General features: G+C 62.3%; 15 protein-coding genes and 1 pseudogene. 11 read left to right on the forward strand and 5 right to left on the reverse strand.

Translation table 11 applies throughout. From position 1 onward, the window contains the following. Window positions 1-393: pseudogene (locus VIO10_RS08065) on the reverse strand (alanine-zipper protein); the annotation flags it as partial. Between the two features lie 12 nt (window positions 394-405). Next, a complete protein-coding gene (locus VIO10_RS08070) occupies window positions 406-1,281 on the reverse strand; it encodes a TIGR03620 family F420-dependent LLM class oxidoreductase (RefSeq protein WP_331962044.1) in 876 nt (291 codons plus the stop codon). 178 nt (window positions 1,282-1,459) lie between these two features. Here VIO10_RS08070 and VIO10_RS08075 point away from each other — a divergent pair, with 178 nt between their 5' ends. From VIO10_RS08075 to VIO10_RS08125, 11 genes are all read left to right on the forward strand, one after another. Then, complete coding sequence (locus tag VIO10_RS08075) at window positions 1,460-2,266, forward strand: enoyl-CoA hydratase (RefSeq protein WP_331962047.1); 807 nt, start codon at window positions 1,460-1,462, stop codon at window positions 2,264-2,266. Between the two features lie 48 nt (window positions 2,267-2,314). Beyond that, window positions 2,315-3,535: a cytochrome P450 gene (locus VIO10_RS08080; RefSeq protein ID WP_331962050.1), complete on the forward strand. Its 1,221-nt coding sequence runs from the start codon at window positions 2,315-2,317 to the stop codon at window positions 3,533-3,535. Window positions 3,536-3,575: 40 nt separating this feature from the next. Further along, window positions 3,576-4,058, forward strand: a complete 483-nt coding sequence (locus tag VIO10_RS08085; RefSeq protein ID WP_331962053.1) for a DUF192 domain-containing protein — start codon at window positions 3,576-3,578, stop codon at window positions 4,056-4,058. 109 nt (window positions 4,059-4,167) lie between these two features. Further along, the gene (locus tag VIO10_RS08090) at window positions 4,168-5,718 is read left to right on the forward strand and encodes an acyl-CoA carboxylase subunit beta (protein WP_331962056.1); all 1,551 of its coding nucleotides are present in this window, start codon (window positions 4,168-4,170) and stop codon (window positions 5,716-5,718) included. 116 nt (window positions 5,719-5,834) lie between these two features. After that, on the forward strand, window positions 5,835-7,352 hold the full coding sequence (gene accC, locus VIO10_RS08095) for an acetyl-CoA carboxylase biotin carboxylase subunit (protein ID WP_331962059.1): 1,518 nt from the start codon (window positions 5,835-5,837) through the stop codon (window positions 7,350-7,352). 15 nt (window positions 7,353-7,367) lie between these two features. Then, window positions 7,368-7,871 (forward strand): biotin/lipoyl-containing protein, encoded by a 504-nt coding sequence (locus VIO10_RS08100; protein ID WP_331962062.1) that lies wholly within the window; start codon window positions 7,368-7,370, stop codon window positions 7,869-7,871. A 130-nt stretch (window positions 7,872-8,001) separates the two neighbouring features. After that, on the forward strand, window positions 8,002-8,544 hold the full coding sequence (locus tag VIO10_RS08105) for a site-specific DNA-methyltransferase (protein WP_331962064.1): 543 nt from the start codon (window positions 8,002-8,004) through the stop codon (window positions 8,542-8,544). Window positions 8,545-8,637: 93 nt separating this feature from the next. Then, complete coding sequence (locus tag VIO10_RS08110; RefSeq protein WP_331962066.1) at window positions 8,638-9,495, forward strand: DNA methyltransferase; 858 nt, start codon at window positions 8,638-8,640, stop codon at window positions 9,493-9,495. A gap of 42 nt (window positions 9,496-9,537) precedes the next feature. After that, window positions 9,538-10,446, forward strand: coding sequence for a hypothetical protein (locus VIO10_RS08115; RefSeq protein WP_331962069.1), 909 nt, complete (start codon window positions 9,538-9,540; stop codon window positions 10,444-10,446). Window positions 10,447-10,530: 84 nt separating this feature from the next. Then, window positions 10,531-12,204, forward strand: a complete 1,674-nt coding sequence (locus VIO10_RS08120) for a methylmalonyl-CoA mutase family protein (protein WP_331962072.1) — start codon at window positions 10,531-10,533, stop codon at window positions 12,202-12,204. A gap of 144 nt (window positions 12,205-12,348) precedes the next feature. After that, the gene (locus VIO10_RS08125; protein ID WP_331962075.1) at window positions 12,349-12,912 is read left to right on the forward strand and encodes a pyruvoyl-dependent arginine decarboxylase; all 564 of its coding nucleotides are present in this window, start codon (window positions 12,349-12,351) and stop codon (window positions 12,910-12,912) included. Between the two features lie 60 nt (window positions 12,913-12,972). On the opposite strand, the gene VIO10_RS08130 is transcribed toward VIO10_RS08125, so the two are convergent. Genes VIO10_RS08130 through VIO10_RS08140 form a run of 3 tightly spaced genes read right to left on the reverse strand, consistent with a single transcriptional unit; the run spans window position 12,973 to window position 16,401 of the window. After that, on the reverse strand, window positions 12,973-14,067 hold the full coding sequence (locus tag VIO10_RS08130; RefSeq protein WP_331962078.1) for a hypothetical protein: 1,095 nt from the start codon (window positions 14,065-14,067) through the stop codon (window positions 12,973-12,975). A 37-nt stretch (window positions 14,068-14,104) separates the two neighbouring features. Next, on the reverse strand, window positions 14,105-14,971 hold the full coding sequence (hemQ, locus tag VIO10_RS08135; protein ID WP_331962081.1) for a hydrogen peroxide-dependent heme synthase: 867 nt from the start codon (window positions 14,969-14,971) through the stop codon (window positions 14,105-14,107). 17 nt (window positions 14,972-14,988) lie between these two features. Further along, window positions 14,989-16,401, reverse strand: coding sequence for a cobyrinate a,c-diamide synthase (locus VIO10_RS08140; RefSeq protein WP_331962084.1), 1,413 nt, complete (start codon window positions 16,399-16,401; stop codon window positions 14,989-14,991). Between the last annotated feature and the right edge of the window lie 12 nt (window positions 16,402-16,413).

Genomic DNA, 16,413 nt, shown 5'->3' on the forward strand with positions numbered 1-16,413 from the left:
TCCCGCCGCCGGCGCGCCGCTCGAAGACGCAGACGCCGACGCGGATGCTCCCGACGCAGCCGCGGCCTTCCCGGCCCGCTTGTTCAAGTGCGAGACCCGACGCCCGTGAATTGCGGCTTCGCGGTCTCGTTGCATTTGTTCAAGATGATCGGCGACGCGGTTGATTTCCCGGGTCGCGTCTTCAACGGCCCTGGTCGCGCGATCCGCCGCCTCGGTCGCTTTGTTTGCGGCGTCGAGCGCTTTGGTCGCGGACTCTTCGGCGCGCGTGGCGGCTTCATCCGCCTTGGCGGCCGCGGCTTCGGCCTGCTCGGCCTGCTGGTCGATCCGCGACGCGCATCCGGCGACCGCGACCGCGAGGATCAGGACCGGCAATTTGGAAAAAAGTCGGCGCATCGACGACATTCGTCAGCGTTGAGCGAACGCCTGAACCGCGCGCACGTCGGGCTGCGGCGAGCCGTCGGAACGGAGCGGCAGGATGCAGACGTGGGAGGCGCCGGCCTTCAGGTGCGCGTCGATCCGATCGCGAATCTTGTCCTCGGCGCCCCACGCCACGATCGCGTCGACCAGCCGATCGGAGCATCCGTTTTCGAATTCTTTGTCAGCCCATCCGAGCGCTTTGAGGTTGTTGGTGTAGTTGGGCAGGCGTGGAACGTAGGTCTTCATGTACTCGCGCGCCGCTTTGCGGGCTTTGGCGGCGTCGGTTTCCAGGATGACGGCCTGCGCCGCGCATAGCATCGCGTTCGGTCCGATTTGCGCGCGTGCTTTTGCGGTGTGCTCGGGCGGAACGAAGTAGGTGTGCGTGCCGTTGGCCTCGGCCGCCGACAACGCGAGCATCTTGGGATGCAGCGCGGCGAGCACCACGGGCACCGGCTCTTTGGGCGCCGGCGCCAGGTAGAGCGCGTTCTTCATCTTGGGCAGATACTCTTTCATGTAGCTGTAGGGCTTGTCGTAGCTGTGGCCGCGCAGGTTGGTGACGAGAGGCTTGTGACTGACGCCGATGCCGAGCACGAAGCGTCCGCCGGAAAGTTCGGCCACGGTTTTCGATGCGGCCGCCATCGTAACCGCGTCGCGGGCCCAGATGTTCGCGATGCCGGTTGCGATGGCGAGGCGATCGGTATGGCTGAGCAGATACGCGGCGTGCGCGAACGGCTCGCGGCCGACGGCCTCGGGGATCCAGAGCGCCTTGTAACCGAGCTTCTCGACCTGCCGGGCGAACTCGGCGGTGTCCGCCGCGGGCATTGCGTCGAGGAAGAACCAGATTCCGACTTTTCCAATATCCATGACTCAAGTAAGTAACGCGCCTGCGAGATTTGAACAAGCAGCGGGCAGGGGGGAGAACTTAATTGTGTGTGAAGCGCTCGCGCGCCCGCATGGACGGTTTCGTCCGGCGCGCAAATGTGCACAAAATCCTGACTGGAAGCCCGCTCAATTATCGTCATAATTCTCGCCAGAGGTGCGAATGTCCGTGAAGGATGAAACTTCAGTCGATCCGCTGATAGTCCGGCGCGAGGCGCCGATTGGATGGCTGGTGCTGAACCGGCCACAAGTTCGCAACGCGCTCAATCTCAGGACCTGGCAGCGGATTGCGGAAGCGGTCGCGGAACTGGCGAGCGACGACGCGGTTCGCGTGATCGTCATGCGCGGCGCGACGCCGCAGGCGTTTATCGCGGGCGCGGACATCTCGGAGTTCCCTGCCCTGCGGGCCGATGCGGCGCAGGCGCGTGCGTATCGCGACGCGCCCAACAGTGCGATCGCGGCGCTGGTCGAATGCCGCAAGCCGATCGTCGCGATGATTTCCGGGGTATGCATCGGCGGCGGCGTGCAGGTCGCGCTCGCATGCGACATCCGGATAGCGGCACGCGGGACGCGCTTCGGGGTTCCAGCCGCGCAGCTTGGACTGGCGTATCCGCTGGAAGGCGTCATCATGCTCGCGCATACGGTGGGCCCCGCCAACGCGCGCGATATCCTGCTGTCGGCGCGGCTGTTCGACGCGGAAGAGGCTTTGCAGATGGGGCTCGTCAACCGCGTGGTCGATCCCGAAAAGCTCGAGGAAAACGTGCGCGACTATGTGCTCAAGATGGCGGGCAACGCGCCGCTGACGATGGCTGCGGCCAAGCTGGCGATTGGCGAGAGCCTCAAAGATCGCGAGGAGCGCGACGTGACGGCGGTTTCGACGATGGTCGCGCGATGCTTCGACAGCGAGGACTACGGCGAGGGCGTGCGCGCATTTCTGGAAAAGCGCCGGCCCAATTTCAAGGGCCGCTGAGCAGCTGGATTCATCGCGTCGAATCGAGAAGCGGGAGGCAATCTGACGATGAGCGAAGCAATCGCACCCGGGGCGCCGCGGGATTTCTACTTCAATCCGTGGGACGAGAACTTCCGCGCCAATCCGTATCCGCATTACCAGCCGTTGCTTGCCGGTCCGCCGCGAATTGTCGATTTGTTCGGGCCGACCGCGATGGTCGCCCGCTACGCCGACGTGATGGCGGTGCTGCGCGACCATCGCCATTTCTCCAGCGAGCGGCCGCGCGATCCCTTCGAGCCGCCGAACGAGGGACCGTTTGCCGGCGCACGCACGATGCTGTTTTCCGATCCGCCGATGCATACCCGGCTGCGCCGCCTGGTCTCGCGTGATTTCACGCCGCGGCGAATCCGCGCGCTCGAGCCGCGAATCCGCGAAATCGCGAAAAATCTCATCGACCCTGTCCAGCGCAAGCGCGAGCTCGAAGTGATGAGCGGGTTTGCCAACGCGCTGCCGGTGATGGTGATCGCGGAGATGCTCGGCGTGCCGCCGGACCATTACGAACAGTTCAAGCACTGGTCCGACACGGTGGTAGCGGGCGACAACACGCTGCCCGGGACTCCGCTGCCGCAGGAATTTCATGACGCGATCAAGGCGCTGCGCGGCTATTTCGCCGAGGAGATTGAGCGGCGGCGCAAGCATCCCGGCGCCGACCTGATAAGCGCGCTGGTCGCCGCGCACGACGACGCCGAAGCGATGAACGCCGACGAATTGCTGGCGTTCGTGCTGCTCCTGCTGCTGGCGGGCAACGAGACCACGACCAATCTGATCGGCAACGGGATGCTCGCGCTCGGGCGCAATCCCGCGCAGATGAATCTGCTGAGGCAAAAGCCGGAGCTGATGGCCAGGGCGATCGAGGAGATCCTGCGCTACGACGGACCGGTGCAATCCACCGTTCGCTTCACCAAGGAAGAGATAAATCTGGGTGGGACCAAGCTGCCGGCCGATCAGGGATGCTTCATAATCCTTGCCGCGGCGAATCGCGATCCGGCGCAGTTCGAGGATCCCGATCGTTTCGACATCACGCGCGAGCCTCGCGACCACGTCGCGTTCGGCGAAGGGATTCACTTCTGCATCGGCGCGCCGCTGGCGCGGATGGAGGGTGCGATCGCGATCGGCGCGATGCTCGAGCGCTTCCCGCGGCTGCGGCTGAAAGATCCCGCGATGGAACCGGTTTACAAGGGATCGTACTTTTTGCGCGGTCTCGAGTCATTGCCGGTGGCGATCGATTGATTTCCCGCGGCTCATCGGCGCGCTAGATTTGCGCCCAGGCATGGGAGCAACGTTGCATCGCCGCTTGCGCATCGGATTCGGCCCGCTCGCGCCCGTGGTCATCGTGCTCGCGTTGCTCGGATGCGCGCGCGGTCCATGCGTCACGATAGTCGGCGCCGACGGCCAGCCGCGCGCCACGGTTGCGGTCGAAGTGGCAAACACGGGGGCGCAGCGCGAGCTCGGCCTGATGTATCGCAAGCATCTGGACGACAATGCGGGGATGATCTTTGTTTTCCCGGATGCGGCGCGGCGGAATTTCTGGATGCACAATACGCCGATTTCGCTCGACATGATTTTCGCGGACGCGGCCGGCCGGGTGACGGGAATCGTCGCGAACGCGGAGCCGTTTTCCGACAAACCGGTCGGCGTCCAAGCCGACTCGGAGTATGTGCTCGAAGTGAACGGCGGTTTCTGCGCGAAAAATGCAATCAAGCCCGGCGACCGATTCGACTTCTCCGGGTTTTCGCCCCACGCATCGGAATAATCGGGCGCTTTAACCCGCCGCCAACATGCGGTATCTATGCTTGCCGGTGGGGCGGGTGACGGGCGCCTTTTTGTTTGGCGTCCATCTCGGGTTATCGCGGTTATGACAAATGGCCCTTAAAGAAAATCTCGAACGACTTCAGCAACTCACGCGCGCGGCGGAGGCGGCCGGCGGGCAGGATCGGCTCAAGAAGCAGCGCGCACAGGGCCGCATGACCGCGCGCGAGCGCGTCGAGTTTCTCCTCGACCGCGGATCGTTCGTCGAGATCGACAAGTTCAAGACCCATCGGATCACCGACTTCGACATGGCCGAGAAAAAAATCCCCGGCGACGGCGTCGTGACCGGCTACGGCACGATCGACGGGCGCCAGGTCTGCATCTTCAGCCACGATTTCACGGTCTTCGGCGGCAGCCTGTCGGGCGCGTTCGCGGAGAAGGTCTGCAAGGTGATGGATCTCGCGATGAAGACCGGATGCCCGGCGATCGGACTCAACGACGGCAGCGGCGCGCGAATCCAGGAGGGCGTCGTGTCGCTGGCGGGCTATGCGGATATTTTTCTGCGCAACGTGCTGTCGTCGGGAGTGATTCCGCAAATTTCTGCGATCATGGGACCGTGCGCTGGCGGCGCGGTGTATTCGCCGGCGATGACGGACTTCATCGTGATGGTGCGCGACACCTCGTACATGTTCATCACCGGGCCCGACGTGATCCGAGCGACCACGCACGAACAGGTCACGATGCAGGAGCTTGGCGGCGCGGATACGCATAGCCAGAAGTCGGGCGTGTGCCATCTCGAGGCCGACGACGACGCGGGCGCGCTCGCGATGATCCGGGAACTGCTTTCATATATGCCGTCGAACAATGTCGATGACCCGCCATTCGTCGCCGGCGGCGACGACCCCGCGCGCTGCGATGCCGCGCTCGATTCGATCGTCCCGGAAAATCCCAACAAGGCTTACGACATGGGCGAGATCATCCGGCGCGTGGTCGATGACGGCCGGTTCCTGGAGGTGCAGAAGGACTACGCGCACAACATGCTGATCGGGTTCGCGCGGCTCGGCGGCTACTCGGCCGGCGTGGTCGCGAACCAGCCGGCCTTTCTGGCGGGATGCCTCGATATCGATTCGTCGGTGAAGGCGGCGCGATTTGTGCGCTTCTGCGACGCGTTCAACATTCCAATCGTCACCTTCGTGGACGTGCCGGGCTTTCTGCCCGGTACCGCGCAGGAGTTCGCCGGAATCATCAGGCATGGCGCGAAACTGCTCTACGCGTTCTGCGAGGCCACCGTGCCCAAGGTGACGGTGATAACGCGCAAGGCTTACGGCGGTGCGTACGACGTCATGTCGTCGAAGCATATTCGCGGCGATTTCAACTTCGCGTATCCGAGCGCCGAGATCGCGGTGATGGGACCCGAGCAGGCGATCAACATTGTTTTTCGCAACGAGCTCGCCAAGGCCAAAGATGCGGTCGCCGAGCGCGCGCGGCTGGCCGAGGACTATCGCAAAACTTTTGCCAATCCGTTCAAGGCGGCCGAGCTCGGCTATATCGATGAAGTGATCATGCCGCGCGACACGCGTCCCAGGCTGATCGGCGCATTGAAGGCGCTGGCGAACAAGCGCGACAAGAATCCGCCGCGCAAGCACGGCAATATTCCACTTTGAGCAGGAGCGCGCCGGGACCGGCCGCCGCGCGCAGTTAGCTCGCGTGGGCTGGATTCTGTATACAATTTGGAGAGCGTGAGTTCGGCCTGAAAGATGGCCGGAGCCGGGGAAGATTGATGTTCAAGCGGATTCTAATCGCCAACCGCGGAGAGATCGCGGTGCGGATCATCCGCGCATGCCGCGAGTTGGGAATCGAATCGATCGCCGTTTACTCGGACGCCGATCGCGCCGCACTGCACGTGCGCGAAGCCGATCATGCCTACCCGGTCGGTCCGGCGCCCGCGGCAGAGAGCTATCTTAACACCGCGAAAATTCTTGAAGCCGCGAAGTCTGCCAAGGCCGACGCGGTTCATCCGGGTTACGGCTTTTTCTCCGAACGCGCCGCGTTTGCGCGCTCGGTGCAGCGCGCCGGCCTGACCTGGATCGGTCCGCCCCCCGAGGCGATCGAGCGGATGGGCGACAAGGTCGAGGCGCGCAAACTGATGTCGGCGGCGGGAGTGCAGGTCGTGCCGGGCTCGCCGGGGACCTTGGAGACCGAGGTGGAAGTAGCCGCGTTCGCGAAGAAGATCGGGTTTCCAATCATGGTGAAGGCGGCCGCGGGCGGCGGCGGCAAGGGACTGCGCTTCGTCGAGAACGGCAAAGACCTCGCCTCAGTGGTGCGCACGGTCGCCAGCGAGGCCAAGTCGTCGTTCGGCGACGGGCGCTTTTACGTCGAGAAATTCCTGAAGCAGCCGCGCCATATCGAAGTGCAGGTGCTCGCCGACACGCACGGCAACATCGTCCATGTCTTCGAGCGCGAATGCTCGATTCAGCGCCGCCATCAGAAGGTTGTCGAGGAATCGCCGTCGCCGTTCGTCACGGCGAAGATGCGCGCCGAGATGGGCGAGGTCGCGGTGCGCGCGGCCAGGGCGGTGAACTACGTCAGCGCCGGGACGATCGAGTTCCTGGTGGACACGGAGCGCAACTTTTATTTCCTCGAGATGAACACCCGCATCCAGGTCGAGCATCCGGTGACCGAGCTGGTGACGGGCGTGGACCTGGTGCGCGCGCAAATCGAAATCGCCGCGGGCGCCAAGCTGCCGTTCGAGCAAAAAGATCTCACGCAGCGCGGATGGGCGATCGAGTGCCGAATCTACGCGGAAGATCCGGCGGCCGGCTTCGCCCCGGCGCCGGGAAGGATCGAGACGCTCAGATTTCCCGACGGTCCGGGCGTGCGCAACGACGCGGGCATTTATCCGGGCGCCGACGTGCCGGTCTTTTACGACCCGATGATCTCCAAGCTGGCGGTGTGGGGCGCGGATCGCGAGCAGGCGATCGACCGGATGCGGCGCGCGCTCGGCGAATTCGTAATTTCCGGTGATCTGCGCACCAACCTCGGCTTCCATCGCTGGATCATGACCAATCCGAGGTTTTTGAAAGGTGAGTTCGATACCTATTTTATCGACCGCGAGTACCATCCGAATGAAAACGGCGCCGCGCCGCGCGGTGCGGAACTGGCGGCGATTTTTCTCGCGGCGATCGCGGCGCAGAAAAACACCAATCACAGCAACGGCGCCGGCGCGCTGCCGGCGGCCGCCGCGCCGAATGCGTCCGCATGGCGGACGATCGGCCGGCTTGACGCGCTGCGGAGATAGCCGGGACTGTTATCGATGCGATACCTCGCGACTGTCGGCGGCCAGGAACACGAAATCGAGATTGAAGAGCTCGCCGCCGACTCGTTCGCGATTCGTTTCGGCGAGAATCGCTTCGAGGCCGATTTGCGCAGGGTCGGGCCGCTCTCCTTTTCCGTGATTGTCAACCATCGCTCGTTCGATTTTGACGTGGCGCGCGACGGCGAGGAAACCGTCGTTGCATCGCGCAGCCGATCGACGCGGCTCACAGTCGCCGATCCGGCGCGGCGGACGGCGCGCGCGGCCGGCAAGCGGCGCGAGCTCAGCGGCCGCGTGGAAATAAAATCCGCGATGCCGGGCCGGATCGTCAATGTGCTGGTCGCGCCGGGAGACGAAGTCAAGGCGGAACAGGGAATCATCATCGTCGAAGCGATGAAGATGGAAAACGAAGTCAAAGCGCCCAAGGCCGGCAAAGTCGTGGAAGTGAAGGTGGTCGCGGGTCAGACGGTCGAGAAGGGCCAACTGATGATTGTCATCGAGTAGCAGCGGCGGCCGGATTCGGAATTATATACTTGACTCCCCTGTCTAAAGACCCAAGCCACCGAAGCGTGGAAAACCCAAGAAGCGAACCGCGCGGCGCTAGCAGCTTGGCTAAGGTGCGCCAGGCACAATAATGACAAGGCAAAGCGCGCTGATAGATACGCGCGTAATCTACTGCGGAGATTGCCTCGATCAGCTGGCGGGGCTTCCGAATCACTGCGTTGACCTGATCTACATCGATCCGCCGTTCAACTCGAATCGGAACTACGAGGTGTTTTGGGGCGAGACGAAAGAGAAGCGCTCTTTCGAGGACCGCCACGCTTCAACTCAAGCCTATATCGAGTTCATGCGCCCGCGATGCGTCCAGCTTGCTCGCGTTCTCAAGGAAACGGGCAGCTTTTACTATCACTGCGACTGGCACGCGAGCCACTATGTGAAGGTGATGCTCGACCAAATTTTCGGCGAGAACAATTTTCAAAGCGAAATCATCTGGCGCAGAAATTCAGCGAAGGGGCTGGCGTTCCGCGGCTTCGCCAACAATCACGATACAATTCACTACTATGCCGGTTCCGGCTTCACTTGGAACCCAATTGTTCAGGCATATGATCCAGACAACCTCGATGCAAAGACTGCGGGTAAATACAGCCATCGCGATCCAGATGGCAGGCTTTATTAATTAGACAATCTCATCAACCCGAATCCGGACCGTCCGAATCTCACTTACGAGTTTATGGGCATAAAGAGGGTCTGGCGCTGGACCAAAGAACGCATGGAAGCGGCGCGCCAAGCGGGGCTGGTAGTGCAGCCAAGCCCTGGGGCGGTGCCGCGCTTCAAGCGTTACTTAGACGAACAGCAAGGGCGTGCCATAGATGATGTTTGGACCGACATTCCGCCGCTGAACTCGCAGGCCCAGGAACGACTCGGCTACCCGACGCAAAAGCCGCTCGCGCTGCTCGAACGGATCGTCAAGGCAGCCAGTAAACCCAACGATATTGTTCTCGACGCATTTTGTGGCTGCGGCACTGCCCTCGTGGCAGCGCAGAACATGGGTCGCCAGTGGATCGGGATCGATATTTCTCCGACTTCCTGCCGGGTGATGGCTAACAGGCTTCGCAAGGAATGCGCGTTGCCCGAGAACGAGGATCTGTGGCGTGTTGGACGTGGCTTCATCGTGCGCGACCTCCCGAGATCGGAAGCGGAACTTCGTAAGATTCCACCTTTCGAGTTCGAGAATTGGGCAGTGATCGCGCTCGGCGGAATCCCGAACAAAGCGCAAGTCGGCGACAAGGGAATCGACGGACGCATTTATCCGGTATCGGCCATCGAACATCGGCGCGATGCCGCCCTACGGCGCGAGCGCGAAGTGGGTGCCCGCGAATTGGGCTTTATGGATCAATGGTATCCAATCCAAGTCAAGCAAAAGGACAAAACAGGCCGCCCGGACATCGATTCGTTCGAGGCCGTGATGGCCCGCGAGGAACGAACCAAAGGCTTCTTTGTCTCGTTCGATTATTCCTCGGATGCGCTGACCGAAATTCACCGCTACTTTCGCAAGTCGGGCAATGTAATCGTGCCGCTCACGGTCAAGGAAATTCTTGACGAACAGATTGCCCAGAAATTGGCCTAGCGAAGCCGATGCCGGAAGCCCTGCGCTGGGGACTGGATTTCGATGCGATTGTCACGAAAGTCATTTCTGCCGATCCTGATCGCGTCGGGATTAATCCTGGTCGCCGCAAGCAACGGGAAGGCTCAGCCCAGCGCCGCACCGCCATCAAAACCACCGGCAGTCCAAAGCCATAAGCCGACAGCCGGCGATCGCGGTGACGCAGGCGAAGGGCGCCCACCGCAGACTCTAAAGTCGCCCTTCGAGGCCGAACTCCTTGAAGCGCTTCGCGCCATAGCACGTCAGCAACAAACGGTCCGCAGAGAAGATCAGGCAAAGGAAAAACGGTGGTGGCCACCGTCTCCCAGTTGGGCAATCGTCTACGTCACGGTCATTTATGTTGTAGCCACGGTAATTTATGTTGCGGTTGCGATCTTCACTTTGCGCGCGGTTAAGCGACAGGCCGATATCGCGGAAGAAATCCCGTCGATTATCGAAGCACCCCACATTTCGGTTGGAATGATCGCCCACATAGTCGAACACGGTGGCGTGGGCGGCGTGCCTTCCGGCGCGCCTCACATCGAGTATTGGTTCAAGAATCACGGGCGAACCCTCGCCCAGATCACGGAAATCTGCACTCTGTTTGAAATGCACGCGGTTGGAGCCTTGCCGGAAAAGCCAGTATACAAACCCTCCCGTATCAATCCCTTTCATGATCGCTTCGTTGTTCCACCCAACAGTGAAACTACTCATGCTAGATGTTCCGGCGGTTTCTCCTTTCACAGCGAGGCCGATTTCGCTCCCATTCGCGACTCGCGAGCAACCTGCATCTTTTATGGCTACGTCAAATTTCGCAGTATTTTCCCGCGTAGGCCACCACGCATCTATGGGTTCGGGCACTTCTACGACCCAGCATACAACTCGCTGAACCCCATTGGCGGCACCGAGTACAACTATGACCGGGAAGAGCGCTGACGGCGAATCAGAATCCGGCCTCTCGCGTTGCTGCCTATCTTGCGGCTTTGGCGGTAGGGGAGCCACGTATATAATCTCCCTACGATGCCTGAAGACGATCGCAAAATCGCGTCCGCCCGCAAGAATTGGGAGGAACGCAAACTCGATCCCGCTCTGAAGCGCGGCGCCGAGCGCAAGCCGAAGTTCGTCACCAGCTCGGGAATCGAAATCAAGCGGGCGTACGATCCCGAAGACCTGAACGACTTCGATTTTGTCAACGAGCTGGGCTTTCCAGGCGAGTATCCGTTTACGCGCGGCGTGCAGCCGACGATGTATCGCGGACGGCTGTGGACAATGCGCCAGTACGCGGGCTTCGGCAGCGCAGAGGAATCGAACCACCGCTACCGCTACCTGTTCGAGCAGGGTCAGACGGGGCTGTCGGTCGCGTTCGACCTACCCACGCAGATGGGCCGCGACTCGGATCATCCGCTGGCCGAGGGCGAAGTCGGACGCGTCGGCGTGCCGATATGCTCGCTGGCCGACATGGAGACACTGCTCGCCGGGCTGCCGCTCGACAAGATTTCGACCTCGATGACGATCAACGCGACCGCGTCGATCCTGCTTGCGTTGTACCTGGTCGCGGCGGAGCGCCGGGGTGTGGGCTGGGACAAGGTCAACGGCACCATCCAGAACGACGTCCTGAAGGAATACGTCGCGCGCGGGACGTACATCTATCCGCCGCGCGGCTCGATGCGGATCATCACCGACATTTTCAGTTTTGCGACGAAGGAAGTTCCGAACTGGAACACGATATCGATCTCCGGCTACCACATCCGCGAGGCCGGCTCGACCGCGGCGCAGGAACTCGCGTTCACCATTGCCGACGGAATCGCATACGTTGACGCCGCGCTGAAAGCGGGGTTGCAAATCGACGCGTTTGCGAGCCGGCTGTCGTTCTTCTTCAACGTGCACAATAACTTCTTCGAGGAAGTCGCGAAGTTTCGGGCGGCGCGGCGGCTGTGGGCGAAAATAATGAAGGAGCGCTTCGCAGCGAAGGACGAACGCTCGATGATGCTGCGGTTTCATGCGCAAACCGCGGGCTCGACCCTGACCGCGCAGCAGGTGGACAACAACGTCGTGCGGGTGACGATGCAGGCGTTGGCGGCGGTGCTGGGCGGAGCGCAATCGCTGCACACCAACTCCAAAGATGAGGCGCTCGCGCTGCCGACGGAATCCTCGGTGCTGCTCGCGCTTCGCACCCAGCAGCTGATCGCGCACGAGTCGGAGGTCGCGGACACGATCGATCCGCTTGGCGGTTCGTACTACGTCGAACGGCTGACCACCGAGCTCGAAAAAAAGGCGGCCGAGTACCTGTCGAAGATCGACGACCTCGGCGGCGCAGTCGCCGCAATCGAGCGCGGCTACATGCAGCGCGAAATTCAGAACGCCGCATTTATTTACCAGCGCGAGATTGAAACCCGGCAGCGAATTATCGTAGGGGTCAACCAGTTCACCGGAGGCGGCGAACCGCCGGGGGAAATTCTGCGGGTCAAGCCGGAGCTCGAGGAGAAACAGAAGGCAGGCGTTGCGCGTGTGCGGGCGCAGCGAAACTCCCAGACGGCGATGAAGGCGCTCGCGCGGGTCGAGGCGGCGGCCGGCGACGGGCAAAATCTGATGCCGCCGATAATCGACGCGGTGCGCGGATGGTGCACGCTTGGAGAAATATCGGACGCGATGCGCAAGGTGTTCGGCGAGTACATACCGGTCAACACGGTGTAGCATGGCGTTCGGCGGGCGGATTCATAGAAAAGAAACCGGAATCGGAAAGAGGCGGCGCGTGGCGGATTTCGCGAGCGTCGCAAACCAACTGGAATAGTGACAACTAACCGCGGCGACCCGCGCGATCGATCGGAGAGAAAATAAATGGGGCCGATCCCGAAAGGGGCATTTTTGACCAAGGGTGCGGGCCGGCATCGCGAGAAGCTGACTTCCTTCGAGCTGGCGCTGCGCTCCGCGGGAATCGCCGAGTTCAACCTCGTGCGGGTCAAATCGATTTTCCCGCCCAACTGCAAACTGCTCAGCCAGCAGGAGGGCTTGAAGTACCTGACGCCGGGGCAGATCGTTTTTGCCGTGATGAGCGATAACGCGACCAACGAACCGCATCGGCTCATAGCGTCGTCGGTGGGCGTCGCGCTTCCCAGCAATCCCGCGCAGTACGGATACCTGTCCGAGCATCACAGCACCGGCGAGACGGATCAGAAGGCGGGCGACTACGCGGAGGATCTGGCGGCGATGATGCTGGCGACGATTCTTGGCGTCGATTTCGATCCGAATCTGAGCTACGACGAGCGCAAGGACCTGTGGCGGATGTCGGACAAAATCGTAACGACGCGCAACGTCACCCAGTCGGCGATAGGCGATCGCGACGGGCTGTGGTCGTCGGTGGTTGCCGCGGCGGTGTTCGTCGACATCCCCAACGGCAAGTAGTTCGCGAGCGAACCGCAACGCGCGGCCGGCCACGAACCTTTCCGGCAAAAGATCAGTCCGCTACGGATGCATGTCGAGGAATTCCTTGAAGCCGCTGCGAGCGTGCGGACCCAGGATTAACATCTCGAGAACCGCGATCCCCTCGCGCGAACCCATTTTCGCCTGGCATACAGCCTCGATGTGCTGATAAAAGAAATCGCGCTGGTCGACGTCGGCGGTTTTGAGCGAGTCATAGGTCGAGACGTCGGGGCCGACGTACATTCCGTGCCCCCACTTGGGATGAAAGTAGCCGATGCCCTGCATGTAGAAGTTGTACAGTGTCTTCAATTCGATGCGGCTTTCGCCGGCGCGCGGGGTGCGCAAAATTATTTCGGCGCTTTTGGCGTGGCGCGTTCCGGAAGCATAGTTGATGTTGAAGTCAAGGCCGCCGGTTGAGAGATCGACCGGAGCGCCGGGCTCGGCGTGGGTGATGGCGCTGTGCTCGTGCCATCGCGAGCCGTCGGCGTTTTCATTGACGTCCCAAAGAGTGCAGACATCCTCGAAATTGCCCGGCGACCACAACCAGTAGTACTGGCCCATGTCGGACGAGGGCACTCCGGCCGGATCCTGCGGGCCGATTCCGCGCACGCCCCACGAGCGATCGCGCGCACCCCACACTCGCGACGGCTTCGCATCGTAGGTCTTGCCGCCCACCGTCAGGCTGCCACTGTAACCGCCGTGCTGCGTGAACCGCGTCATGTCCATCACGAGCCGCGGACCCGCGCGGCGGGTGAAACGAGGCTCCTCGATTACAGCGGCGCGCGCCTCGAACATCAGGTCGGCCTTTACGGCTTCGTGAGCGACGCGAATGCGCATCGAGCGCATCGGGCGTACGACCTCAATTGAAATAGGGCCGACGCGCGTGTCCATCCGCTCGGCGCCGAGCACCCGCGACGCGCGCACGCTATGTTGCACGCCGCCGACGGTTACGCTGAATGCGGAATCGATGATTCCGAGGTTCGGATAGATTCCCATCGCGACGGCGAAGTACGGCTCGCCCTCGCGAAAGCAGCCGTTGAAAAAAAATCGATCGTAAAAATTGCGGTCGCTGGTGAAGACCTGCTGGACCGGCTCCGGCGTCTGATGAATCGGATATTCGTCGCCTTGCGTGATCATCGTTGTCTCCTGGTGCGAGTTGAAATGCGTTGGTCGATCAGATCGAAAACAGTTTGCCGAGTTCGGCCGCCTCGAGCCGGATGCCGAGGTAAAAGGGGCCGAATTTCGCGTACGAGGAGCTGGCCTCGTCGAAGCGCATCTCGTAAACGAGTCTCTTGAACACGAGCGGATCGTCGGCGAAAAGATCGACGCCCCATTCCCAATCGTCGAATCCAATCGAGCCCGAGATGATCTGCGTCACTTCGCCGGCGAAACGCCGCCCGACCATGCCGTGTTCGTGCATGAGACGCTGGCGATCTTCGATCGGCAGGCGATACCAGTTGTCGGCGCCTTCGCGCTTCTTGTCCATCGGATAAAAGCACAAGTAGGGCCGCGCGGGGATTTTCGGAAACAAGCGCGGCGAAATTTTCTCCCGCTGGCGCGCAATCTCGGAATCGATTTCAGACTTCCATTGCGGCGAGCGCGGTCCGACCCCATTCTCGACGAGCCTGCGATAGAGCGCGACCGTCGCTTCGTAGAGGCCGATTTCGATCACCGACAGGTACGACGTCGCCGGTTCCAGGTAGTCGCTGAGGGCCAGCCCGGCGACGGCGAGTTCGGCGTGGCCGAGTTCCTCGAAGCTGCGGCGGAAGTGGACGATCATCAGATCGCCCTTGTGGCCGAGCGCGGAGAAGAGCGCGGTTTCACCGTCTTCGCGCCGCGCCATCTCGCCGAACAACTGCGACGCGTCCTTGAGAGCGGTGCTGCGTTTGGCGGCGTCGAGCATCCGCAATTCGCGGCGCTGCACGCGGAACATCTGATGGAGCACGCTGTAACCTTCGAGCGTCAGCGGTGCGGCGGGAAAATCGCCGGGAATCTTCGGCCTGTCCGTGCCTCGATTTTGCTCTGTGCGGTCGATGCTCATGGCGGCAATTCTAGACGCTACGCAGCCGGTTGTCTTGAGACGCGCGAGCGGATGCACGAACCGACGAGAGCTTCAGCAACCGCGGGATTCGATGCCCAGTGCGCGTGAACGTATGAAGCGAGAACATTTCCGATGCGGTAGCCTTCGGCGAACGGCGCGCCGCCCCATCGCGGCGTCACGTTGTAGATGGCATCGAAGCGACCCCCGCTCCCGGCGCCCTCGAGCGTCGAGTAGCGAAACTGATGGCCTCGAAATCGCGTCTGTGCGGGACCGAGGATCGAGTCAGCGCTGGTCTCGACCTCAACGTAGCCGATCGCCTGGAGCCGGTCGGACATCACCGCGACGCCGGGAACGATCGCGGCCATCGGCCACCGCGCGCGGTCAAGCGTGCGGATGGCGTCCGTCAGGTACATCAGGCCGCCGCATTCAGCGTAAATCACGCCGCCGCGAGCCGCGAAGTCGCTGATCGCCGCGAGCATCGAGCCGTTCGAAGACAGTTCGCGCGCAAACACCTCGGGATATCCGCCGCCGAAGTAGAGTCCGTCGCTTTCGGGCAACTCGCGATCGCACATTGGCGAGAAGTTGACGAGCTCGGCGCCGAGCGCGCGCAGCCGATTCAAATTGTCCTCATAGTAGAAATGAAACGCGGCGTCGTATGCGATCCCGATGCGGCATTGCGCGGGCGCAGCCGAATCGATTTTACTCGCGATGGACCCGCGACCGGCTTCGAGTGCGGGCGCCGAGCGCGCAATCTCGACAATCGCGTCGAGGTCCAGCCAATCGGCTGCAAGCCGGCTCCATCCGTCGATCAACTGTTGCGGCACGGTCGATTCATCGGCCATCAGCAGGCCGAGATGGCGCTCGGGAAAAGCGAGATCGGAACTGGCCGGAAATCCGCCGACAACGGGAACCTCGGGCCGTGCGGCGCGCAATAGATCGAGATGCGCGCGCGAACCGACGCGGTTGCAGATCATGCCGGCCACCGCAAGCGCGGGATCGAAGCGCGCGAAACCCGCGGCCACCGCGGCGATCGTGCGCGCGATGCCCGAAGCGTCGATGACCAGGATAACCGGTGCCCCGAGCCACTTCGCAATCTGAGCGCTCGAACCCTCGTCGCCGGTCGGCGTCGCGGAATCGAACAGACCCATCATCCCTTCGATCACCGCGATATCGGCGCCGGCGGACGCGCGCGTAAAAGTCGCGACGACCGCATCGCGACCCATCATCCAGCCGTCGAGGTTGTGCGAGCGAGCGCCGGCGGCGCGTTCGTGATAGGTGGGATCGAGATAGTCGGGGCCGCACTTGAACGCCGCGACCTTGAGGCCGCGCGCGCGCATCGCACCGATCAGTGCGACCGTCGCGGTCGTCTTGCCCGCGCCGCTGGCGGTCGCGGCGATGACCACGCGAGGAATTTTGCATGAGCGAACCATCGCGAGTCGGGA

This window comes from Candidatus Binatus sp., from assembly GCF_036567905.1.
Taxonomy (GTDB): Bacteria; Desulfobacterota; Binatia; order Binatales; family Binataceae; genus Binatus.

Coding starts and splice junctions, on each gene's coding strand:
- accC (WP_331962059.1), top strand. CDS start 5,835: ATGTTCAAGCGGATTCTAATCGCCAACCGCGGAGAGATCGCGGTGCGG.
- VIO10_RS08085 (WP_331962053.1), top strand. CDS start 3,576: ATGGGAGCAACGTTGCATCGCCGCTTGCGCATCGGATTCGGCCCGCTC.
- hemQ (WP_331962081.1), bottom strand. CDS start 14,971: ATGAGCATCGACCGCACAGAGCAAAATCGAGGCACGGACAGGCCGAAG.
- VIO10_RS08125 (WP_331962075.1), top strand. CDS start 12,349: ATGGGGCCGATCCCGAAAGGGGCATTTTTGACCAAGGGTGCGGGCCGG.
- VIO10_RS08090 (WP_331962056.1), top strand. CDS start 4,168: ATGGCCCTTAAAGAAAATCTCGAACGACTTCAGCAACTCACGCGCGCG.
- VIO10_RS08075 (WP_331962047.1), top strand. CDS start 1,460: ATGTCCGTGAAGGATGAAACTTCAGTCGATCCGCTGATAGTCCGGCGC.
- VIO10_RS08130 (WP_331962078.1), bottom strand. CDS start 14,067: ATGATCACGCAAGGCGACGAATATCCGATTCATCAGACGCCGGAGCCG.
- VIO10_RS08080 (WP_331962050.1), top strand. CDS start 2,315: ATGAGCGAAGCAATCGCACCCGGGGCGCCGCGGGATTTCTACTTCAAT.
- VIO10_RS08110 (WP_331962066.1), top strand. CDS start 8,638: ATGGAAGCGGCGCGCCAAGCGGGGCTGGTAGTGCAGCCAAGCCCTGGG.
- VIO10_RS08115 (WP_331962069.1), top strand. CDS start 9,538: ATGCGATTGTCACGAAAGTCATTTCTGCCGATCCTGATCGCGTCGGGA.
- VIO10_RS08070 (WP_331962044.1), bottom strand. CDS start 1,281: ATGGATATTGGAAAAGTCGGAATCTGGTTCTTCCTCGACGCAATGCCC.
- VIO10_RS08120 (WP_331962072.1), top strand. CDS start 10,531: ATGCCTGAAGACGATCGCAAAATCGCGTCCGCCCGCAAGAATTGGGAG.
- VIO10_RS08140 (WP_331962084.1), bottom strand. CDS start 16,401: ATGGTTCGCTCATGCAAAATTCCTCGCGTGGTCATCGCCGCGACCGCC.
- VIO10_RS08105 (WP_331962064.1), top strand. CDS start 8,002: ATGACAAGGCAAAGCGCGCTGATAGATACGCGCGTAATCTACTGCGGA.
- VIO10_RS08100 (WP_331962062.1), top strand. CDS start 7,368: ATGCGATACCTCGCGACTGTCGGCGGCCAGGAACACGAAATCGAGATT.